This window comes from Chloroflexota bacterium (assembly GCA_014360825.1).
In the GTDB taxonomy this organism is placed as follows: Bacteria; Chloroflexota; Anaerolineae; order UBA2200; family JACIWT01; genus JACIWT01.
On sequence record JACIWT010000006.1, the window covers coordinates 34,429 to 53,674 of the forward strand.

The window sequence follows — 19,246 nt, forward strand, 5'->3', positions numbered from 1 at the left end:
GGTACCCCGCTAGAAAAGTCCCAATTGAGGATGTTGACTCTCAGGGAAAGGCAATCCCAGGTGTTCATAGGCTCGCTGGGTAACGACGCGTCCTCGAGGGGTGCGCTCTAGGAAACCTAACTGCAGCAAGTAGGGCTCGTACACGTCCATGATAGTATCGGCTTCTTCGCTGATGGCGGCGGCGATGGTTTCCAGTCCAACGGGGCCGCCCCCAAATTTCTCAATGATCGTATATAAGACTTTGCGATCAATCTCGTCCAGACCCAGTTCGTCTACTTCGAGCATAGCCAGGGCTGCTCGGGCCACATCGGCGGTGATGATACCCTCGGCCCGGACTTGAGCATAGTCTCGCACCCGCCGAAGAAGTCGATTCGCCACGCGAGGTGTTCCCCGAGCACGCCGAGCGATCTCAGCACCGCCGCCATCGTCGATGTTCACATTTAGAATGCGCGCAGACCGGCTCACGATCTCTCGCATAGCCTTTTCGTCGTAGAAATCCAGCCGATAGACTACACCAAAGCGATCTCGCAGAGGTGATGTCATGAGAGCGATCCGGGTAGTTGCACCAATGACAGTGAAGCGTGGCAGCCGGAGGCGGATGTTGCGTGCATTGGGACCCTTACCAATGATGATATCGAGTGCATAATCCTCCATCGCTGGGTAGAGCACTTCTTCCACCACGTGTCCCAAGCGGTGCACTTCGTCAATGAAGAGGATATCACCCTTGCGGAGGTTTGTGAGAATTGCAGCCAGATCGCCGGGGCGCTCGATGGCCGGGCCAGAAGTAATCTTAATGCTCACTCCCATCTCGTGAGCGATCACGTGGGCCAACGTAGTCTTGCCCAAACCAGGTGGCCCGTAGAGCAAAACGTGATCGAGGGCTTCGTTTCGGTCTTTGGCCGCAGTGATGAAGATGCGTAGGTTCTCTTTTATTTTATCCTGTCCAATATATTCAGACAGGGTACGAGGCCGGAGGTTAGTGTCGAGCGCAACCTCCTCTTCCCTGGGGTTGGGTGACACGATACGATCGTCCATAGCACAGATATTCTACTGTACAAGTGAAGGAAAAGAAAAGTCGATTTGACGCGCCCAAGAAACTTTTAAGGCAAAGTGGGAACACAATTCTGTTCCCACCCTGCGTTTCAGTCTCGCGTTTTCAGGTCGCACGAAATGCCGAATGGCACTCAGATCTCGTAGACGGGTGTGAGCCAGTGCTTGTACTTCGCGACCTTGCCGCGCACGATGTCGAAATATAGGTCGCGTAGTTGCTTGGTGATAGGGCCCGGTGCGCCTCTGCCGATTTTGCGGCCATCTATGCTAGCGATGGCTGCGATCTGGACCCCCGTCCCACAGAAGAAGGCCTCCTCGGCGACGTACAATTCTGTGCGGTCAATGCGACCTTCGCGCACCTTAATACCGAGCTCATTGCGAGCCAACTCCATGATGGTAGCCCGAGTGATGCCCTCCAGAATGTTCTCCTGTCGTGGTGGTGTAATCAACTCGCCGTCGCGTACTATGAAGAGGTTTTCCGCGCTGCCTTCAGAGACGTGTCCGCTACGGGTGAGCACGATGGCTTCATCGAAGCCCTTCATCTCCGCGTCGCTCTTCACCAAGGCCGAATTGACATAGGCTCCTGTGCTCTTGGCTCGGGCTGGCACCTCATTATCATCAATGCGCCGCCAGGAGGACACACAAACACTTGCGCCCTCTTCTTTCTCGATGTACTTACCAAATGGGATAGCGAAGATGGCAAATTCATCTTTGATACCCCACAGTCGTACGCCGATGCCTTCGTCTGCCTTGTAGACCAACGGCCGGATGTACGTGTCCTCGCGATAGCCTTCTCGGCGCAGCAGTTCGACGGTGATCTCGCCTAACTCCTTTACAGAGTAAGGTAGTTCCATCAACAAGATGCGGCACGAGTTATGTAATCGCTCATAATGTTCTGGCATCCGGAAGACATAGAGTTGCTCATCCGCCTGGCTCCAATAAGCACGAATTCCCTCAAAACAGCCTGTGCCGTAGTTGAGGGCATGAGTCATAATGCTGACTTTGGCCTCCCCAATGGGTACGAACCTGCCTTTGAAAAATGCAAATTGTACCAAATCGTTCCCCCTTTCTCGCCCTAATAAGGGCCTGTTCAGTTTTTACAACGTTCTTTTGCCGTTGCTCTGCACGCCGACCATACTAAAAGGGAGGATTGCGGCGAAAATATTATACCGTCCGAAGCGACAGGTGTCAAAGACATCAGGTGATATGCAGGAAGTGCTCCTAACAGGGTACTCAGACCAAAAGAGAGCGAGTTGTTCGGCGCTCAGCAGGAACCCGAACGTTCTGCCTGGTTACTGGTTCAAGAGCGGGCGCACTTTACTAGCGATGTACTCTCGTCTCATCGGCCCGCCGACTACCCGATCGCGGATTATGCCATCACGGTCAATGAAGAACGTGGTTGGGATACCTCGCACCTGGTACAATCTAGCCACCTGACCGCTCGAATCCAGCAGGATGCGAAAAGTCAGGCTATAATGGGTCACGAATTCTTGTACGCCTTCCTTGGGTTCGTTGATATTCGCCGCTAAAATCACCAAACCATCATCTCCGTATTCCTCATGGATGGCCTGAAGGTCTGGCATCTCGGCACGGCAAGGCGAGCACCAAGTGGCCCAAAAATTGAGCAGCACGGCATGGCCCCGCAGATCGCTGAGTCGCACCGGATGGTTATCCAGATCCGTAAGCACGAAATCGGGTGCGCTTCCTGTAGGACCGGGCTCATTCGACTGCGGTGATGATTGACAACCTGCCACTGCGAGCGAGACGACGAGCAAAATAGATATCGTCAAGATAACGCTCTTACCAAGGATCCATCGCGATGTCCCCAATGACTCCTCCTTGCCCATTATCGTTTCTTTGTTGTTATCCCTTCGCGGATCAGGCGTTCGTGCTCTATCTTCATGCAGCGATCCATCACTACCATGAGTCCGGCAGCACGCGCCTTAGCTGCCGCTCCCTCGTGAACTACGCCCAGCTGCATCCAAATAGCCTTCGCACCAATTTGGATGGCCTCTTCGACAACAGGCGGTACGTGTTCTGATCGACGGAAGATGTCTACCACGTCAACTTGTTCTGGTATGGAGAGTAAGTCTGGGTAGCATTTCTGTCCGAGAACTTCAGCCACTGTAGGATTGACAGGTATAACCCGATAACCATGGCGCTGGAGATACTGCGCCACTTGGTGACTATGCCGCCCCGGATTATCAGATAGTCCGACTATAGCGATGGTATGGCTTTCCCTGATGATACGCTCGATGTCCGCCGCGCTGTTCATTTCATCATCTCGGTCAACGCTATCTCAATTTCCTCGCGGTTGTTGGCGAAGCCGAAGAACACTCGGTCAGCGATGAATATAGTAGGTGTAGCCACGCGGTTAACCCGTGTGTGGAGTTCGTGAAAGGATTCCGGATCCTCAATATTGTGCTCCACATACTCGATTCCGCGCTGTTGGAAATATGCTTTCGCTGTTTGACAGTCCACACAAGTGGGTTGGGTGAAGATCTCAATTTGGGTTTTCATGTTCTTGTATCCTTCGTCGGCATTCCTGGCAAAGCAAAGCCGCGCAATCGCAGCGAGTTGGTGACCACAAAAATCGAACTGAAAGCCATGGCCGCCGCGGCGATCATAGGGTTCAGAAACCCCAAGGCAGCAATGGGAATACCGATCATATTATAGAAAAACGCCCAAAAGTAGTTCTGTTTGATGGTGCGCATCGTGCCTTTGGATAAAGCGATGGCCCGGGAGACGCCGATGAGATCGCCGCTCATCAAGGTGATGTCCGCTGCCTCCATAGCGATATCTGTGCCCGTTCCGATGGCGATGCCCACGTCAGCCTGGGTCAGTGCAGGCGCGTCGTTGATGCCATCACCTACCATCGCCACCACTTTACCCTGATCTTGAATTGCCTTTATCTGCGCGATTTTAGTCTGGGGCAGCACTTCAGCCAGCACATGTTCGACACCGACTTGCGAAGCGATGGCTCGGGCTGTGCGTTCGTTATCGCCGGTCAGCATCACCACCTCCAGACCCATTGCCTGGAGTGCCTTAATGGCCTCCACAGAACCGGGCTTAATGACGTCGGCGATGCCGATGATGCCCAATGGGACACCATCTACCGCCACTACGCTGGTGGTCTTGCCATCGTCCTGCAGTCGCTTTACCTCGGCTTCTAGTTCTACCACAGCGATGCCTTGCTCCTCCATGAGTGGTAGACTACCTATGAGCACACGATGGCCGTCTACCGTGGCTCGAATGCCACGTCCGGCAATGGCCTCAAAGTCATCAATTGGAGCCAGTTCTATGCCCTCCTTGCGGGCTGCCTCGACGATGGCCTGGCCCAGTGGATGCTCGGAACCCTGCTCAGCAGAAGCGGCGTACCGTAGTAACTCGTTACGCCCTGGTGTTCCTGCGACCACGACCACGTCAGTCACTGCCGGTTCACCGCGGGTGATGGTGCCGGTCTTATCCAGCACCACTACCTCAACATCGCCAGTTCGCTCCAGGCTTTCACTATTTTTCACGAGGATACCCATCTCTGCGCCCTTGCCAGTGCCGACCATGATAGCCGTAGGCGTAGCCAACCCCAGTGCACACGGGCAGGCAATGACTAGCACCGCGACCATATTCAACAAAGAGTGGGTGAAACCGGCCCCGCCTACAATATACCACCCCAAGAACGTCAGGACGGCGATGATGATCACGACTGGCACGAAGACCGCCGAAATACGATCAGCATAGCGCTGGATAGGTGCTTTCGACCCTTGCGCTTGCTCTACCAGGCGGATAATTTGCGCCAAGGTCGTCCCCGCGCCAACGGCGGTAGCCTTGAATTTGAGGAGGCCTTGCTTATTCACCGTCGCACCGATAACTTTGTCACCCGGTTTTTTGTTCACTGGGAGACTCTCGCCAGTGAGCATGGATTCATCTACGGTAGAGTGCCCCTCCAATACCACGCCGTCTACTGGGATTTTTTCGCCCGGGCGGACTACCACAACGTCGCCCACTACAACCTCATCCAGTGGGACCTCCACCTCTTCCCCATTGTGAATGATGTGCGCCGTCTTGGGAGCCAAGCCCATTAGTTTGCGAATGGCTTCGGATGTGCGACCTTTGGCTATTGCCTCCAAATACTTGCCCAGGATGATGAGGGTGATGATCACCGCCGCCGTGTCATAATAAACCGGTCCCTCGACCAGAAATGTGGTGGCGGCACTGTAGAAATAGGCCGCTGAGGTGCCCAGGGCGATGAGCACGTCCATGTTGGCCGTCCCGCTGCGCAGTGCTTTATAGGCGCCAACATAGAATTGCCTACCAATGAGGAATTGTACTGGCGTGGTGAGCGCTAGTAGCAGAAACTTGCGGCCCGAAAAATCGGGAAGCAGGCCGAAGTCCACGCCCATAGTCAGAGCCACGATGATGCCACTGAGAGCAGCCCCCCAGATCAGTTTGGTGCGTTGGGTGCGTATCTCGCCCTGGCGAGCGGCGCGTTCCGCATCTTCTGCAACTTCCTCGCCGCCCTCTATGACTTGGTAACCAGCGGCGGCCACCGCGCGCACCAGATCTGAGCGGCGAGCCATCGTTGGTAGATACGCGACCGAGGCCTTTTCGGTTGCGAAATTCACCACTGCCTCGATCACGCCATCCACTTTTTCTAACGAACGCTCGATGCTAAGAGCACAACTTGCACAATCCATGCCACTGATTGGCAGTTCCGCTCTTTCTACTGCCACGCGGTAGCCGGCGTCCTCAACCGCAGCGATGAGTGCCTTCACATCACTCACCGTCGGGTCATAGGTCACTGTGGCCCGCTCCGAGGCGAAGTTCACACTAGCGTCGGAAACCCCCGGCACTTTCTTGAGCGCTCGCTCGTTGTTGATTGCGCAATTGGCGCAAGTCATACCCAGAATAGGCAGTGTTACTGTTCGAATTGTCATAACATCTCGCTTTTGCGGACGCGGATTTTATTCCGTCGCCGGATAGCCAATTTCTTCCAACTTTCGTTTCGCAGCGGCCAGAGCCGCGTCAGATTCGTACTCGACAACGATGGTTTTGGTTGCTACGTCGCCCTGCACTACCTTCACACCCGGTACCCTGTCCAGTTCCCGGGTGATCGTCATTACACAATGGTTGCAAGAAATGTTGGGAACGTGGAACCTCTTAGTCATTTCTCTTTTTCTCCTTTGGCGCCGATGCCACGCTCAGAGTCTACGTGAGGTCTCGAACACGTCAAGCAACTCTCTGATCACCCGCTCGCGTTCGGCCGTGTCATCACTGCGGATGGCTGTCGTAACGCAGGTGCCGAGGTGGCTTTCTAGGATCAGGGCGTTGACTTTGCCCATTGCTGCCTGTACAGCCAGCCCCTGTTTGATAATGTCCACGCAATAGGCATCCTCTTCGACCATACGCTCTATACCGCGGATGTGGCCCTCGATGCTCTTGAGTCGGCGCAGCGCCTCTTGTTTCGTTTCGTCTTTCATCAGCCTATCCCCACCCCCCAGGGAGGGGGTAATCCGGAAATAGTATAGCATATTTGGCCATTTTTGTCAAAGGCAACGCGTACTGCGCCAATAGATTCTTACCAGATGTAAAAGTGATTTTGACAAAGGGAGTGCTCCTCTGGTCAAAACAGTCGTGACAGCAACTTTACCGGAGGAGCACCATCCCGCGACTGATATGACGCTTAGAGAATATATGTTATAAACCGAGATGGACTACCTCAACACTTCCTGCCGCGGGGTAAAATCTGTGAAGGAGCGCCCTTCTAGATAATCCGGGAAGGTATGCACGCCGGTGATCTGCAAATAGCAGCGGTTGGGGAACTTCTCCCAACCACGGGCCAGCCCGATGCGTAGAAAGACGGTTGCACTGTGCAATTGCCGTTTAATCTCTGCCCTGATCTCCTCGGGCTTTTGTCCCTGTTCTCGTTTTCGTCTTGACACGAGGTCACAAGTGCACTGCGGCCCTATTTTCCACCTTTAAGTATGGCAATGCAAATCCCTATGTCAGATCCCGTTCCCCGGAGTAGAGAGATTTTATCTAGAACGCTCACCTTTCCAACGCCTTCAACACCATCGCTGTCGCCTCCTCGGGCGCGGCTTTACCCGTCAGGACGTCGTGTAGAACTATTTGTAATGCGTGCGAAAGGGTTGGATACTCTGGATGTATGGGTGCCGGATAGGCAACTTCCAGCAACCTCTGAAGAAAAACTGCGTAGTCAGTATCCGCCACGGTCTGTAGTAGTGACGAGCGCCGCGTGGGGAGGTAGTATGCTGCTGCACACCAGCGCGACAAATTCTCCGGGTGCATCATGTGCTCGATGAACGCCGCTGCAATTTTCTGTCGCTCTGGATCCTGCGTCACGATCGCCCACCCCCACCCCCAAGCAACCGTCGCTGTATTGCCGGCGCGAGTGGGTATTGGCGCGTACTCCGTGTTCTGGGGCACATCCCGATCAGCAGCGATGCGCGACGCCCGCACATGGGTTAGTGCTGCTTTCCCAGCCTCGTAGACCGGCCAGCAGTCATCGGCTGATACCATCTCGAGAACAGAGGCAGGCGCGATTCCCAGGGCGACGAGGTTATGGTAATATTGAAAAACCTCCGTCAATGTGCTAGGGTCTGGAGTCAGAGCGCCATTTGCGCTCGTCAGCGTGTCTGTGATGGCGAAATATTGGATCAATAGCGCCTCGGTTACTGCCCCATCACCTGGGCCAGCAGGAAACAGGTAAGTTGCCGCATGGCTAATCACGTTGGTCCAGGTCTGCGGGGGCCGTGGCATTTGAGTTGCGTTGTAGGCCAGGAAGGTGAGATCACATTCGTAGGGCAAAGCCACCAGGTACTCACCTATTTTCCCGGCCTCGAGTGCGAACGGATAGAGGTCGTCCAGTAGGTCCGCGGAAATCAAGTTATCCAGGGGCTGCAATAGACCCTTCTGTGCTAATGGAAAGATCTCTCGCCAATCCACAGCCACCAAGTCTGGCAAGGCTTCAGGCACGACGGCTTGTGCAGTGAGCAGGAAATCCTGAATGCCGCCCACGCCATAGGGCTTCTTCACGAGATACTCGAGATCCACTGTTGGGTGTTGAACGGCAAAAGCATTCAGTTGGGCGGTTACAATCTCTCCCGCAAGCCCTGGTGCGACCGGTGATGTGAAATCAGGCAACCAAACAGTCAGAGTGACTCCCTGGTCCCGTGGTGATCGCATTGGAGTGGGCGAGGGCGTTAGAATCGGCGATGGTGACGGGGTTGGCTTGATGGTAGGGGTCATAGGCCCCTCTGAGGGGAGTAGCGCGCGGCAGCCGATGGCGAGCGTGAGAGCCACCCACAAGAATAGCACGGCCATGCGATGTTGTGGCCTGTTGGTCGATGTGATATCCGAATGACGCATTTTGTACTCCCAACGGATGTGCATATTATAACACAAGTGCACTGAGAACCACTTGCGCGACAGGGGCCTTTCCGCCTAGAGCGTGACGGTTGCATATACGGCTCCTTAACACTATAATCGTCTCCAATAGGGGATCCTATGCGCATCATCGGTGGAACAGCGAAAGGTACACGCCTGTATTCTGTGCCCGGTCTCACTACACGACCCATCACCGACCGGGTGAAAGAGGCCCTCTTCAATATCCTGGGGGTGGCAGTGCAAGGAGCACGTTTCCTGGACCTGTTTGCAGGGACAGGGAGCGTCGGCATCGAAGCACTAAGCCGGGGGGCAGCCCTGGCAGTCTTTGTGGAGCGCGACAAACGGGCTATCAAAACCATCCAACGCAACCTGAGAGCCACCCACCTCGAACAGAAAGGACGTCTCATACGCCGCGATGTGTTCGATTACCTATCTGACCCCTGTGATGAGCCTTTTGATTTTATCTACATCGCCCCGCCTCAATACCGTGGTTTGTGGACCCAAACACTCATGGCGCTAGATAATAGAGATTGGCTGGCTCCCACCGGCTGGGCGATTGTGCAAATCTACCCCAAAGAATACGAGGCTTTGAATCTGCATGCGCTAGTCCTGAGTGACCAACGCCGATACGGCAGCACACTCCTGTGCTTTTACACCTTGTCAACCTGAGTACATCACGTTATACTCTTTAGAAGAAGATTGCGGTAAGCATGTCTTGGCTTCCACGACGCGGAGGAATTTACATTTTACGTCCCACCACCCAGGAAACAGAGAATGCCCTGAGCCACTCCCTGAGCCAATGCATCCTGATGGTTGAGGAGCATGTCCCGGTCCTCGCTCATAAATCCCAGTTCGATGATCGCTCCCGGCGTCTCAGGGTCAATCTTGCGGAAGGCATGATACCACTGCATATCAGGAGTGATGCTGTTCTCATGCCGGGCCAGCCCAGTGGCTCGCTCATACTTGCGCCACAGGCACTCTACCAGACGATCTTCGGCTTCGGGAACAGCGCTATTGGATACACGGGCTACTTTAAAACCTGATACGCCCCACCACTCGCACGAATCACTATGGATGGCAACAAAGGCATCGGCCCTATAACCTTGAATAGCCTCATCGAACTCAGCCAGCAGATCCACGTCGTAACCGTGGGCTTGGAGGATGGCGACCACGCGGCGGGCTACAGCCAAATTGATATCCACCTCCCGCAATCCGTCCGGGCATACAGCCCCAGAGTCATACTGCCAGTGTCCAGCAACGATGCCAATGCGCGGCCCACTGTGGGTGGGGATAGCCATCGGGGAGGGTCGTGGTGTCGGACCCGAGGCAACCGGTCGGGGTGTACTGGATGCGGTGAGAAGAGGGTTCTGGGTACTGCTGTTAGTTGCTGTCTTAACCACGCCGCTCCGAGAGAGGGCGAGCAGTCCCACAATGAGCAACGCAAGACCCAGTACGCTCAGGCGCAGAAGCCCGAGCACTTGCGCCAAGGTGTGGCGGCGCAATGTACCTTTCGGGCTTTGTGGCGACATTACGCTCTTCTTCCTTCTCGCAGCATTTCTCTTATTAAACCAATCATACCTCAACTGCTATATGTGGTCAACTTACCCGTGAAAGAGCAAAAGGTGTGCGGATGAGCAAAGTCCTCGTTTTCGTACACGGTGCAGGCATAACATCTCCTAATTACTACGAGCAATTATTGGTCGCCTTGGAGCAATTAACCCGTACATCCTGGCCTTATCGAGCGGTGCGCTACAGCCCAGAATGCATGAGCCCTGACCGATTGGCAAGCCTGACAACGCAGAAGGCACGTGAGAAGACCCGCGCTGAGCGCCAACTACAACTGGAATTGCTCCGCGGTGTGCCTCGCCTCACGAGGCGACTTGTTCGAGAACAAGGGGTATTCGATGGTCTGCGGCTTCTGAGGCAAACGTTGCGTGGTATTTGGCAAGCAACACGAGATCTTATGAACTACGAGTTCTGTCCCGCAGTCCGAGCCTGCGTACGCGGCAGACTCCTTACAGCACTGCAAACCGCCCCCCGGGGTGACATTGTACTAATCAGCCACAGTTTGGGAACGGTTATCTGTTTCGATTTGTTGCGGCAACGGGGCGATGAATTCAAGATAGCCACCTGGTTCACCACCGGCTCACCGCTGGGGAAATTCGTGCGGCTGCGTCGCCGGAGTCACCACGCCGGTGAGATCGCGCATGTTGGGGCCTGGCAGAATCTTTACGACCCCACCGATCTAATTGCCGGGCCGCTCGCCCACACCTTCCGAGATTGCCCCGTCCGAGATCGGCCAGTGGATGTAGGGATACTGTGGGGCGCCCACAACTACTGGCCAGACCCGAAAGTGCATCGCATAATAGCCGGGGCTCTGCGGAGACCTTAAAGACAGAAGTGAGAAGCCCACAATGACCCTATTGCACCTCTCTCTCGCGTGGCTTATCGGTATCTGGATTGGTTCACGACTATGCCTGCCGCCCCAATACTTGGCAGCAATTGCCGTCTTTGTGTTATTGGTTACCGTGTTCCTGCGGCGGCACACCCGCCTTCAACTCTCGTCTCTTTGCGCCCTAACGCTACTGCTAGGGGCATTACGCTACTCTACCGCTGTCCCCCACTTCGGCCCCGGCGATCTCGCCACCTACAACGATGTTGGTCGCGTGTCCTTGCGTGGAGTCGTCTGCGCGTACCCTGACTTGCGTGACCGCTACACGAACCTGCGTGTATCTGCCTCCCGCCTGAAAATAAACGATATGTGGCTTGATGTTCGGGGTCATGCGTTGGTGAGGGCTTCACGGTTCCTGGCGGTGCGTTACGGTGACGAGGTAGAGGTTTTCGGCACTTTGGAGACGCCACCAGTTTTTGCTGATTTTTCCTACCAGGATTACCTGGCCCATCAGGGCATTCACTCACTGGTACAGTACGCCCAAGTGTCTGTGATTGGACATGACAAAGGCAACCCACTTGTAGCCGCCATCTACCGTCTGCGGGACCGTGCTCGAGAAACAATTGCCCTGATGTTGCCGGAGCCGGAGGCCTCACTTCTGAGCGGTATCCTGCTCGGGCTGGATAAGGGCATCCCCAAAAGCGTTGCAGATGCTTTCCGTGCAACTGGTACCTCTCACATCATTGCTATTTCTGGCTTCAACCTCACCATAATCGCTGGCTTCCTGGCATTAGCCACTCGCAATACTATTGGTCAGCGCTACGTGCCACATATATCCGTAATGGGAATCGCCTTGTACACTTTCTTGGTGGGTGCAGACCCTCCTGTCTTACGGGCAGCCATTATGGCTATTCTCGTGGCCATAGCCGCTTACACGGGGCGCTGGACGGAGGCGCTGACTTCATTGGCAGTAGCCGCATTTCTAATGACCCTCTGGAATCCGTATAACCTTTGGGACGTGGGTTTCCAACTCTCTTTTGCTGCCACAATTGGCATCTTGATATTCCACTCCCCGCTGCAAAGCGCGATGCTCAGGGTGTTGGACCGGTTTCCAATCAAAGGATGGCTCAAGGCATTGGGGCGATTCTTTGATGAAGCCATTGTTGTTACTTTCGCCGCTCAAATCACGACCTGGCCCATTATCGTACACAATTTCCACAATTTCTCGGTCGTTTCGCCCCTGACAAATGCCCTCATTCTCCCTGTTCAGTCCATTCTTATGATCTGGGGTGGCGCGGCCACCCCCTTGGGAATGATTTTTCTTCCCGCAGGGCAGATCTTGGCCTGGGTAGCCTGGCTTTTCCTCACCTATACCACCCATATCGTGGGTTGGTTTGCCCGGGTTCCTGGCGCTGCCATAGAGGGAGTCGAAATACCCCCCGCTTTCCTCGCAGGTTATTACGCATTCCTGATCATCATCGCCCTACATGACAAGGTGAATTTGCCCACACTGCGCGTTTTTCTCACGCGCAATTTTCGCCTGCGCATGCTCTTCACTGGTCTAGCGGTCATACTCATTCTCACCTGGTTGGCTGTGTTCTCACTGCCGGACGGCAAACTACACGTGGTTTTCCTCGATGTTGGGCAAGGTGACGCCATTTTCGTACAAACGCCCACGGGCCGGCAGATGATGATAGATGGCGGTCCAGCCCCCTCGGTGGTGCTCGCGGGACTGGGTAAACGCATACCCTTTTGGGATCGGGACATTGATCTCCTCGTGCTCACCCACCCCGACGAAGATCATTTGGCCGGCTTAGTGTCCATCCTGGAACGTTACAAGGTAGGAGCAGTTTTGGATACGCCATTGCCACACCAATCTCCCTCCAGTGCGCGTTGGCAGGAACTGTTAGCAAAGGAGCAAACGCAAGTCGTGATGGCAGAACGGGGAATGACAATAGACCTGGGCGACGGAGTGACAGCCGAGGTGCTAAACCCCCAGCGACCTATTATCACGGGCACATCCTCCGACGAGAACAACAACTCCGTTGTTTTGCGCCTGACCTACGGACAGACCACTTTCCTTTTCTCAGCCGATGTGGAACAGGAAGCAGAGAGGCGATTACTCACGGATGCGGATGCATTGTCCGCGTTAATCCTTAAGGTGTCTCACCATGGTGCAGCCACAGCAACCAGTGAAGCATTCCTACAGGCAGTGCATCCGGAAGTGGCCGTTATCTCCGTGGGCGCGGAGAACACGTTCGGCCACCCATCGCCAGAAACGTTACAGCGATTGCGGGAGCAGGTATCAGAGATCCTGCGTACTGACGAAAGAGGAACTGTGGAGATAATCTCCGATGGAAAACAGTACCGCGTACGAACGGAGAAATAATCCCAGTTACGATTCACCCATCCTTTCGCGCCCAATCATACGGTATTTGGTCCGTGTGCGCTGGTAGGCGGTACTCATCAGGTTCGTCATAGTTATATAATTCCGTCGGGGTATTTACGATCAGGGCCATTCCCTCGCCAACGCCCTTGAACCCGTGCATCACCCCGGCTGGTATTTTGACCATGATGGGGTTCAGTGGCCCCATAAAGAACTCATTGATCTCTCCATAAGTAGGCGAACCTTCTCGCCGATCATAAAGGACCACCTTGGCCATCCCTGCTACACAAACGAAGTGGTCTGTCTGCACTTTGTGGTAATGCCAAGCCTTAACCACACCAGGGTAAACAGCAGTGACGTAGACCTGCCCGAACTTCTCAAACTCCTCCCAGTCGCTACGCATCAACTCCATCAAGAAACCCCGCTCATCGGGTATCAGGCGCAGTTTACGCACTTTCACTCCTTCAATCACTTCGTGCTCCTTTCGTAGATAGTCTGATGATCTCCGATCTCCGCAGCGATCATGCCTGTTAATATCAGTCCGCAACCCCACCATGCTCGTGCGGTTAGTACGTCTCCGGCTAACAAAACGCCGAATAGCGCTGCGAAAACCGGTTCGGCGGTGAAAATGAGCGCTGTGTGGACAGCCGTGGTAAATGTCTGCGCCACATTTTGGACACTGAAGGCAAAAGCGGTGGCCAATACACCGGTGAACGCTGCGGCGCCCAACACGCTGGGGGGAAAAACAGTCGGCAACGGTTCTGTCACCAAGGAGGCCAGCCCGCTCAGCACAGTCACCGTCACCAGTTGTACGATGGCTAGGCTAAGGGCATCGGCCCACCGAACAAATGCGCTCACGGCAGTTATTTGGAGGGCGAAAGAAAAGGCACAGCCCAGCACCAACAGGTCACCACGTGAGACAGATAAGTTCTCGTTTAGACTGAGCAACCCGAGCCCAATCGTCGCCAAAGCAACACCGGCTAGCACTCCCAGGCTTGGCTTTTGCCGCAGCCAGAGTGTTGAGAGCACCGGGACGATGACCACCGAGAGCCCAGTGATAAACCCAGCCTTGGAGGCCGTCGTATCACGTAGACCCCAGGTCTGAAAAGCATAACCAGCGAACAGAAAAAGCCCGATCAACACCCCGGCTGCCATGCCTCGCCTGCCTAGGGCTAAAAGCCGCCCATGGAAAAAGACCGCCAAGACAACAGAGGCTAACAGGAAGCGTAGAGCCAGGAACGGAAAGACTGGGAAGTTCGCTACGGCATTTTTCACCATAACGAAAGTGCTACCCCACACCAATGTGATGGTCAGCAAAGCCAAATCGGCCCACAATTGGCGACGTGAGATTAGCATAGTTGCGCTTTGTATGCAACAGCGCGCAATTCGTCGCGCACCGTTTGGTAAAGTTCCTGAGCCTTCAATTCACTTAAAGTGTAACATGGTGCGCCCATCTGGTCCGCCAGGGCCTGGGCCAGCCCCCGATCGAGTGATTCGTGTTCAGTGTTGATAACCACAGCGCGAAAGCCCTCGTGTTTGATAAGGCTGGCCACACGCAGAGCCTCTTCCTGAGGCGGCAGCCCCGTCACGGAGACGTTACCTGCCCCGTCTGTTAACAGGATAAGCAGAGGCATCACTTCTGGATCTTTTCGTCGTTCACGAACCAAAACTTGATGCGCCAACCACAATCCTGCCGAGAGGGGTGTTTTTCCACCCACATCCATGTCTACCAGCAACCGTTTTGCCAGTTCAACACTAGAAGTGGGTGGTAAAATCAGACGCGCCTCTTCTTTCTGAAAGGTGATCATCCCTACACGGTCACGCTTCTGATAGGCATCCGTAAGCAACGACATGATGGCTCCTTTGGTAGCAACCATGCGATCAGCAGCAGCCATAGACCAACTGGCATCCACCACGAATAAGATCAGATTAGAGGCGCGGCGCACACGCACTTTGCATTGCAAATCCTGGCTTTCGATGGCCAATGCAGTATCAGTATGTTTGCGTTCCATCTGATGAGGAGCAGCCTGGCGCAGGGTGGCATCGAAGGCTATGTCATTGCTTGTGCCATCGGCTGGACGACTGATCACATATCGCCCACGTTTACGGCGGGTGCGTGTGAAACTCCGCTTGCCGGATGTGGTGCGAGTCAACCGATCCAGAGGGGTGCTTAACCTGCGCGGAGGAAAAGTCTCTCCTACTGGAACCGGCATATTCGGTTGGCGGATGTAAGAGAGTGGCAGTGCGTCGGCTTGATGGCCCCGCAGGGGAGTGTTATGAGTGCCGGGAGGAAGCGGCTCTGCTTGTGCGGGCTCATTAGGTGGAGGTGATATTCCTTCGCTTTCCGAGGCCGAGGAGGGCGTGGAAACGGAAGTCATCTTCGCGCGCACTTCACTTAGGCGGGTCTCCAGTCGATCCAGTTGTTCTCCTGCCTCGTCGAAGGGTTTCTTCTTAAGGCGATGGGGTAGCGCCAACCCGGCAGCGATGAGAATATCCGCCTCTTCGACTACAGCACGGCCTTCAAAGGCAGCGTTTGCCAGAGCCGTCTTGAGAATCACGATATCTGCACGATGCCCATCCACGCCAAATTCTGCAGTGATCTTGGCGATAGCATAGATGTCATCTTCCGTGTAAGTAACCTGTGGCAGAGAGCGCTTGGCTCGAGCGATCTGCCGGGAAAGAGCCTCCTCTTCGGCCCGCCATGCTTCGTAAAAGGCGATGGGATCAGACTCATATGCCACGCGCCGTTGGACGATGGCTACGCGAGCATCTGGCTCTGGAATGCCTCGGATTTCCACACATAAAGCGAAGCGGTCAAGCAGCTGTGGCCGTAACTCCCCTTCTTCCGGGTTCATTGTACCTACCAAGATAAAATGGGCGGGGTGGCTGAAAGAGATGCCTTCGCGCTCAACCACGTTTACACCCATCGCAGCGGAGTCAAGCAGGAGATCTACCACGTGGTCGTCCAGCAAATTCACCTCATCCACGTAGAGTAGCCCCCGGTTGGCAGCAGCCAGCACGCCTGGCTCGAAGTGCCGTTCGCCCTTCTTAATGGCGCGCTCGATATCCAAAGTGCCCACCACCCGATCCTCTGTAGCGCTGACTGGCAGGTCAATGAAACGCGTACGACGACGGACACGAGGCAATATCTCCCCACCAGTCACGCGAGCACGACAATTGTCACACTGATTCTGTGAGTTATCGGGATCGCAGTTAAACGGACAGTCGGCGACAACCTCGATCTCAGGCAAAAGAGCAGCCAGGGCACGAGCGGCAGTGGACTTGGCAGTGCCGCGCTCACCGCGGATGAGAACACCGCCAATCCCTGGACTAATGGCGTTGAGAATCAACGCCCTTTTCATTTTGTCTTGTCCGACGATAGCCGTGAAAGGGAATACAATAGTCATTGTTTTCTGCCCACACCTTACCCAAGCAAAGTTCTGCAATCAAAGTATAGCGCAGCAGCAAAGGAGCGTCAAGCAATCCCGCTGAAGCGCTGAGAAACAAAAGACTTGTCCTGCAAAGGGATTCGATTACAATTCGTAAGGAGGCCTATCCAGAATCACTTTGGGCTTCAAATGCAGTGAATGCCAGTGAGCAGGGGATGTCGAACCCGAGGGGGGTCAAATTGAACGAAACGGATATTACTTTCCTGAAATCCATCGTGGGTGAGAAAGCAATCTCTACAAGGGGTGCTGACTTGGACGCTCACGCGTCCGATGAATCTGCCCACCCACCTCACCGGCCGGAGGTCGTGGTCTGGCCGCAGGATGTCGAACAAATCAGCGAAATACTTCGCTATGCTAATCACCGGCGAATCCCTGTCACAGCGCGAGGAGGCGGTTCCAGCCTCGAGGGAAACCCCATCCCCATATTTGGCGGCGTTGTTTTGGCTATGTACCATTGGAATAAGGTCCTAGAAATAGTGCCTGAAGACTTGCGTGTACGTGTCCAACCTGGCGTGGTTTATCAAACGTTAAATGAACAACTGCGTCCATACAGCCTCTTTTTTCCACCGGCCCCAGGGAGCGCGGAGGTGGCCACAATCGGCGGTATGGTCGCCAACGGTTCCAGCGGCATGCACAGCGTCAAGTACGGCGTTACGGGTGATTATGTCTTACGCCTACAAATAGTGTTGCCGACAGGAAAAATCATCACTGTCGGTTCCAATGCGGTCAAGAGCGCCAGTGGATACAACCTGGTGCGGCTTTTCGTCGGTTCAGAAGGGACATTGGGCATCATCACAGAGATCACCTTGCGCCTACGCGGGTTACCAGAGAAGATCGTTGCGGCAGTGGGGCGTTTTGCCACAGTCCGCCAAGTGACCAACACCGTCTCCGAGATCATCCGCTATGGTCTGCTACCAGCAGCGATGGAATTGCTAGACCCAGTCATCATCCGCACGATTAATAGTTATCTCCAGATGAACCTGGATGAGGTGCCGACGTTATTCCTGGAATTCCATGGCACAGCAGGTGGTGTCGCCGAGGAAACAGAACTGGCACGAGAAATCTGCATGGATAACGGTTGTGTCTCATTCATCAGGGCGGAGGACCCAGAGGAGCGAGCCCGACTGTGGAAGGCACGAAGCGAGGCCCATAACGCAGTGAAATTCTCTAATGTCAATTTCAGGGTTGAGATCGGGGATATCGTAGTCCCCATCTCCAGGTATCCGGAGGCAGTAGATCACATTTACCAACTGGCCCAGCAGCACAATGTGCAGATAGCCACATTCGGGCACGCTGGCGACGGCAACCTGCATGTGGAGATACTGGCTCAGAAAGGCAATATAGAGGAGCGCGCCCAGGTTGATGCTTTCAACGCGGCCATGGTCCGCTACGCGATCCAATTAGGTGGGACAGCAACCGGAGAGCACGGGGTGGGAATTGGCAAACGCGAGTTCATGCCGCTTGAACATGGTCCCAGTCTAGAATTGATGCGGGATATCAAACGACTCATTGACCCGAACGGCATCCTGAACCCTGGGAAGATTTTCCCTCCCCTTGTCAATGGGGAGCAAATATACCAAGCTGACATTGCATTGCCAGACTAAGCACCCAACAATCGCAATAACACGGTCATCGTCAAACCACTAACCAACGTGGAAATCAAGATAACACTTGTTACAAACTCTGGTCGGGCATCAAACTCCACGGCTAACACTGCTGTCATCACGGCTGTTGGCGTCCCAGACTCCGCGATACATGCCTGTCGTGTCACATCATCCATTCTGAAGAGATGGGATAGCGGAAAGGCGACCAGGGGTTCAACAATTAGTTTCAAGACGGTTGCCAGTCCCACAATCCACCACTCATTGGAAAGTCTAGTCCGCGAGAGTTGGGCACCCAGCAGAAGGAGCATCAAAGGGATGGCAGAGGTGCTCACCAATTTGATGGCTCTCCAGCCAGGTTGTGGTACAGTCCAACCCAACGCCCGAAATAATATGGCTGCCACAATGGCATAGGTCAAGGGAAAGAGGAACACGTTACGCAACGCTTGGGAGGCGCTCGCTTTCCTCCTGGAGGCGAAGTACACACCGATCGTGTACGTCAATAATGAACTTATGGTGAAGAAAATCAGCGCCCGCTCAAACGCCGCTTGGCCAAAAGCAGACATTACTACAGAGAGACCATAATTGCCCGTATTCAAAAACAGAGTGCCTAAGAGAAAAGCATTAGTGCGGCTTTCATCAAAGCGGAGTATGACAGAGGCAGAGCGCGAAATTAGCCACATGCATATGGTAATCAAGGGAACAAAAAGTGCTATCTGGATGAACTCTGCGCCACTGAGCGAGGACTCCAGCATCGTGGAGAATGCGAGACAAGGACTGACTACATAAAGGATAAGTTTGGAGAGCGATTTCACCTCCAAGGGCAGAACACGGTCTAACACGAATCCAAATCCAATCACAATGTATGTAGGCAAGATATAGTCTGTGAATGTGCTTAGGAACGCAGTGAGTGGCAAAGCATTCATTTAGGAAGATTCCTGGCAAATCCTTTTATAACCCGCTG

General features: G+C 54.4%; 19 protein-coding genes. 4 read left to right on the forward strand and 15 right to left on the reverse strand.

The window, feature by feature from the left end:
- Positions 1–9 precede the first annotated feature (9 nt).
- The 10 genes from ruvB to H5T64_05400 all read right to left on the reverse strand — a co-directional run bounded on the left by ruvB (position 10) and on the right by H5T64_05400 (position 8,436).
- A complete protein-coding gene (ruvB, locus tag H5T64_05355; GenBank protein MBC7263771.1) occupies positions 10–1,035 on the reverse strand; it encodes a Holliday junction branch migration DNA helicase RuvB in 1,026 nt (341 codons plus the stop codon).
- Positions 1,036–1,184: 149 nt separating this feature from the next.
- A complete protein-coding gene (locus H5T64_05360; GenBank protein ID MBC7263772.1) occupies positions 1,185–2,105 on the reverse strand; it encodes a branched-chain amino acid transaminase in 921 nt (306 codons plus the stop codon).
- A gap of 237 nt (positions 2,106–2,342) precedes the next feature.
- On the reverse strand, positions 2,343–2,840 hold the full coding sequence (locus H5T64_05365; protein ID MBC7263773.1) for a TlpA family protein disulfide reductase: 498 nt from the start codon (positions 2,838–2,840) through the stop codon (positions 2,343–2,345).
- A 56-nt stretch (positions 2,841–2,896) separates the two neighbouring features.
- Entirely contained in the window at positions 2,897–3,325 is a 429-nt protein-coding gene (locus tag H5T64_05370; protein ID MBC7263774.1) for a CoA-binding protein, read from the reverse strand.
- Complete coding sequence (locus H5T64_05375; protein MBC7263775.1) at positions 3,322–3,570, reverse strand: glutaredoxin family protein; 249 nt, start codon at positions 3,568–3,570, stop codon at positions 3,322–3,324. Before H5T64_05375 ends, H5T64_05370 begins: the two co-directional genes overlap by 4 nt.
- Positions 3,567–5,984: a copper-translocating P-type ATPase gene (locus tag H5T64_05380; protein ID MBC7263776.1), complete on the reverse strand. Its 2,418-nt coding sequence runs from the start codon at positions 5,982–5,984 to the stop codon at positions 3,567–3,569. Before H5T64_05380 ends, H5T64_05375 begins: the two co-directional genes overlap by 4 nt.
- 27 nt (positions 5,985–6,011) lie before the next feature.
- Positions 6,012–6,215 carry a heavy-metal-associated domain-containing protein gene (locus H5T64_05385; GenBank protein MBC7263777.1) on the reverse strand — a complete coding sequence of 68 codons (204 nt, stop codon included), beginning with the start codon at positions 6,213–6,215 and terminating at the stop codon, positions 6,012–6,014.
- A gap of 33 nt (positions 6,216–6,248) precedes the next feature.
- Positions 6,249–6,527: a metal-sensitive transcriptional regulator gene (locus H5T64_05390; GenBank protein ID MBC7263778.1), complete on the reverse strand. Its 279-nt coding sequence runs from the start codon at positions 6,525–6,527 to the stop codon at positions 6,249–6,251.
- 234 nt (positions 6,528–6,761) lie between these two features.
- Positions 6,762–6,989: a hypothetical protein gene (locus tag H5T64_05395; GenBank protein ID MBC7263779.1), complete on the reverse strand. Its 228-nt coding sequence runs from the start codon at positions 6,987–6,989 to the stop codon at positions 6,762–6,764.
- A gap of 106 nt (positions 6,990–7,095) precedes the next feature.
- Entirely contained in the window at positions 7,096–8,436 is a 1,341-nt protein-coding gene (locus H5T64_05400) for an extracellular solute-binding protein (protein ID MBC7263780.1), read from the reverse strand.
- Between the two features lie 138 nt (positions 8,437–8,574).
- Here H5T64_05400 and rsmD point away from each other — a divergent pair, with 138 nt between their 5' ends.
- Positions 8,575–9,123: a 16S rRNA (guanine(966)-N(2))-methyltransferase RsmD gene (gene rsmD / locus H5T64_05405; protein ID MBC7263781.1), complete on the forward strand. Its 549-nt coding sequence runs from the start codon at positions 8,575–8,577 to the stop codon at positions 9,121–9,123.
- Between the two features lie 77 nt (positions 9,124–9,200).
- On the opposite strand, the gene H5T64_05410 is transcribed toward rsmD, so the two are convergent.
- Complete coding sequence (locus H5T64_05410) at positions 9,201–9,983, reverse strand: N-acetylmuramoyl-L-alanine amidase (protein MBC7263782.1); 783 nt, start codon at positions 9,981–9,983, stop codon at positions 9,201–9,203.
- 101 nt (positions 9,984–10,084) lie between these two features.
- Between H5T64_05410 and H5T64_05415 the strand changes: the two genes are divergently transcribed.
- Together H5T64_05415 and H5T64_05420 are read left to right on the forward strand one after the other, a co-directional pair.
- Positions 10,085–10,846 carry a hypothetical protein gene (locus H5T64_05415; GenBank protein MBC7263783.1) on the forward strand — a complete coding sequence of 254 codons (762 nt, stop codon included), beginning with the start codon at positions 10,085–10,087 and terminating at the stop codon, positions 10,844–10,846.
- 22 nt (positions 10,847–10,868) lie between these two features.
- A complete protein-coding gene (locus tag H5T64_05420; protein ID MBC7263784.1) occupies positions 10,869–13,235 on the forward strand; it encodes a DNA internalization-related competence protein ComEC/Rec2 in 2,367 nt (788 codons plus the stop codon).
- A gap of 13 nt (positions 13,236–13,248) precedes the next feature.
- On the opposite strand, the gene H5T64_05425 is transcribed toward H5T64_05420, so the two are convergent.
- From H5T64_05425 to H5T64_05435, 3 genes are read right to left on the reverse strand one after another with little or no spacing between them, the layout of a single operon-like run.
- On the reverse strand, positions 13,249–13,788 hold the full coding sequence (locus H5T64_05425) for a dTDP-4-dehydrorhamnose 3,5-epimerase family protein (protein MBC7263785.1): 540 nt from the start codon (positions 13,786–13,788) through the stop codon (positions 13,249–13,251).
- The gene (locus tag H5T64_05430) at positions 13,701–14,588 is read right to left on the reverse strand and encodes a DMT family transporter (GenBank protein MBC7263786.1); all 888 of its coding nucleotides are present in this window, start codon (positions 14,586–14,588) and stop codon (positions 13,701–13,703) included. Before H5T64_05430 ends, H5T64_05425 begins: the two co-directional genes overlap by 88 nt.
- Positions 14,582–16,639, reverse strand: coding sequence for a putative cobaltochelatase (locus H5T64_05435; protein MBC7263787.1), 2,058 nt, complete (start codon positions 16,637–16,639; stop codon positions 14,582–14,584). The genes H5T64_05430 and H5T64_05435 overlap by 7 nt, the downstream gene beginning before the upstream one ends.
- 221 nt (positions 16,640–16,860) lie before the next feature.
- Here H5T64_05435 and H5T64_05440 point away from each other — a divergent pair, with 221 nt between their 5' ends.
- Positions 16,861–18,285: an FAD-binding oxidoreductase gene (locus tag H5T64_05440; GenBank protein MBC7263788.1), complete on the forward strand. Its 1,425-nt coding sequence runs from the start codon at positions 16,861–16,863 to the stop codon at positions 18,283–18,285.
- Here the strand turns inward: H5T64_05440 and H5T64_05445 are convergent.
- A complete protein-coding gene (locus tag H5T64_05445) occupies positions 18,282–19,208 on the reverse strand; it encodes an AEC family transporter (protein MBC7263789.1) in 927 nt (308 codons plus the stop codon). The two genes, H5T64_05440 and H5T64_05445, sit on opposite strands and share 4 nt — an antisense overlap.
- Positions 19,209–19,246 lie beyond the last annotated feature (38 nt).

Excerpts from the sequence above, each read along its gene's own strand:
- H5T64_05380 (MBC7263776.1), bottom strand. The coding sequence starts at position 5,984 with ATGACAATTCGAACAGTAACACTGCCTATTCTGGGTATGACTTGCGCC.
- H5T64_05375 (MBC7263775.1), bottom strand. The coding sequence starts at position 3,570 with ATGAAAACCCAAATTGAGATCTTCACCCAACCCACTTGTGTGGACTGT.
- H5T64_05445 (MBC7263789.1), bottom strand. The coding sequence starts at position 19,208 with ATGAATGCTTTGCCACTCACTGCGTTCCTAAGCACATTCACAGACTAT.
- H5T64_05425 (MBC7263785.1), bottom strand. The coding sequence starts at position 13,788 with ATGGTGGGGTTGCGGACTGATATTAACAGGCATGATCGCTGCGGAGAT.
- H5T64_05370 (MBC7263774.1), bottom strand. The coding sequence starts at position 3,325 with ATGAACAGCGCGGCGGACATCGAGCGTATCATCAGGGAAAGCCATACC.
- H5T64_05435 (MBC7263787.1), bottom strand. The coding sequence starts at position 16,639 with ATGACTATTGTATTCCCTTTCACGGCTATCGTCGGACAAGACAAAATG.
- H5T64_05420 (MBC7263784.1), top strand. The coding sequence starts at position 10,869 with ATGACCCTATTGCACCTCTCTCTCGCGTGGCTTATCGGTATCTGGATT.
- ruvB (MBC7263771.1), bottom strand. The coding sequence starts at position 1,035 with ATGGACGATCGTATCGTGTCACCCAACCCCAGGGAAGAGGAGGTTGCG.
- H5T64_05410 (MBC7263782.1), bottom strand. The coding sequence starts at position 9,983 with ATGTCGCCACAAAGCCCGAAAGGTACATTGCGCCGCCACACCTTGGCG.
- rsmD (MBC7263781.1), top strand. The coding sequence starts at position 8,575 with ATGCGCATCATCGGTGGAACAGCGAAAGGTACACGCCTGTATTCTGTG.
- H5T64_05390 (MBC7263778.1), bottom strand. The coding sequence starts at position 6,527 with ATGAAAGACGAAACGAAACAAGAGGCGCTGCGCCGACTCAAGAGCATC.
- H5T64_05385 (MBC7263777.1), bottom strand. The coding sequence starts at position 6,215 with ATGACTAAGAGGTTCCACGTTCCCAACATTTCTTGCAACCATTGTGTA.
- H5T64_05415 (MBC7263783.1), top strand. The coding sequence starts at position 10,085 with ATGAGCAAAGTCCTCGTTTTCGTACACGGTGCAGGCATAACATCTCCT.
- H5T64_05400 (MBC7263780.1), bottom strand. The coding sequence starts at position 8,436 with ATGCGTCATTCGGATATCACATCGACCAACAGGCCACAACATCGCATG.
- H5T64_05430 (MBC7263786.1), bottom strand. The coding sequence starts at position 14,588 with ATGCTAATCTCACGTCGCCAATTGTGGGCCGATTTGGCTTTGCTGACC.